Here is a 1,809-nt window from a genome sequence, read left to right on the forward strand (position 1 = left end):
GCGGATCCGGTGCACCCATCGCTACCCACTTTTCCAAAATGGCCACCTCCTCGCCCGACAGACGCTGCTTCGGCGGCATTTGCAGATTTTCATCCGTATATCGGACGGACTTGATCATCCGACTCTCCTCCGGTTTCCCCGGCTTGATGATCGGACCTGCCTCGCCGCCTTTTGCGACGCCAGCGCGGGTGTCGAGCCGCAGAGCGCCTTTTAGCTTTCCCGCTTTGGCGGCCTCCTCGCTGTGACACTTGTAGCATTGGCTCGCGAGAAGAGGGCGGACTTTGGATTCGAAAAACTCAATGCCGCTCGCTTCCTCAGCGCGCAGCGGGACGGCGAGGCCGATGGCGACCAGGCAAGCTAAACGTATGGAGGCCAGCCTCACGCGATGATGTCCCTCACGACCTCGCCGTGGACGTCTGTGAGACGGAAATCGCGCCCACTGTAGCGATAGGTCAGTTTTTCGTGATCCAGTCCCATCAGATGAAGCATCGTCGCGTGCAGGTCATGCACATGCACGCGATTATCGATCGCTTTGAAGCCGAACTCATCCGTGGATCCGTAGGTCATGCCTCCCTTCACGCCGCCTCCAGCCATCCAGACGGTAAAGCCGTGATGGTTATGGTCCCGGCCATCGTCGCCTTGTGAGGTCGGCGTCCTTCCAAACTCTCCGCCCCACAAGACCAGTGTGTCTTCCAGCAAGCCTCGCTGTTTCAAATCTCCGAGCAACGCGGCGATCGGCTGATCCACAACCGCGGCGTGATTGCGATGCGACTCGCTGTTCTTGGTGTGGTGATCCCACGGCTGGCTCTTGCCACAATAAATCTGAACGACACGCACACCTCTTTCCACGAGGCGACGCGCCAGCAGGCAGTTGCGCGCATAGGTCGAACGCTTGAATCCACCATCGCCGCTCTTCGCCACCAGTTCAGCGCCCGGACCGGTCAAACCGTATGCCGCGAGTGTCGACACTGCTTCCTGACTGGTATCGAAAGCGTCCGCCGCCGAGCTTTCCATGTTGAAAGCCATTTCGAGCGATTGAATTCGCGCATTCAACGCATTCTCGGCCCCGCGACGCTCCATGTGCATGGCGTTCAGTCGCTGGATGAGATCGAGCTCGCGCCGTTGAGTGGTCGGCGACAACTGCGCGTTCCGCAAAAACGGAATCACCTCGCGCGGATTGTAGTCCTTCGGCAACGCGACCTGGCAGCCCTGATAAATCCCCGGCAAGAATCGGCTGCTCCAGTTCGACGGGCCATTGACCGGCTGTCCGGGTTCGCCGAGCACGACAAATCCCGGCAGGTTTTCATTCTCGCTTCCCAGCCCATAGAGCAGCCACGAGCCATAGGAGGGCCGATTCGGCTGAATACTGCCGGTAAACATCATCCAGTTCGACGATTCATGGACGGGGACGTCGGTGTGCATCGAGCGAATCACGCACAGGTCATCCGCGAACTTCGCGACCTCCGGAAACAGCTCGCTGATTTCCATCCCCGACTGGCCGTGTTTGGAAAACTTGAACGGCGACGGCATCAGCCCACCGGTGGCATTTTCAGTGGTCAGCTTTGCGGTGCTCTCCGGCCGCTTGCCCGCGAATCTCTCAAGCGCGGGTTTGGGATCGAAGGTATCCACCTGCGAGGGCGCACCGTTCATCCAGAGATGAATGACGCGCTTCGCCCTGGGCGGAAAATGGGGAGCTCTCGGCGCGATCAGGCCCGGCAATTCGGCTCCAAAAGCACGCTGACCCAGCGCCGCAGCCAGCCCCAGCGCGCCGATTCCGTTGAAGCACTTTGCCAGCATGGCGCGGCGCGA

General features: G+C 60.3%; 2 protein-coding genes. Both read right to left on the minus strand.

The features are described from left to right. Positions 1–382, minus strand: a 382-nt coding sequence (locus FJ404_19820; GenBank protein ID MBM3825093.1) for a hypothetical protein, incomplete at its 3' end; no start/stop codon positions are given. Beyond that, positions 379–1,797, minus strand: coding sequence for a DUF1501 domain-containing protein (locus FJ404_19825; GenBank protein ID MBM3825094.1), 1,419 nt, complete (start codon positions 1,795–1,797; stop codon positions 379–381). The genes FJ404_19825 and FJ404_19820, both read right to left, overlap by 4 nt. Positions 1,798–1,809 lie beyond the last annotated feature (12 nt).

This window comes from Verrucomicrobiota bacterium (assembly GCA_016871495.1).
Classification (GTDB): Bacteria; Verrucomicrobiota; Verrucomicrobiia; order Limisphaerales; family VHDF01; genus VHDF01.

What these genes read in the sequence shown, in the direction of transcription:
- FJ404_19825 (MBM3825094.1), bottom strand. Translation starts at nt 1,797, where the DNA reads ATGCTGGCAAAGTGCTTCAACGGAATCGGCGCGCTGGGGCTGGCTGCG.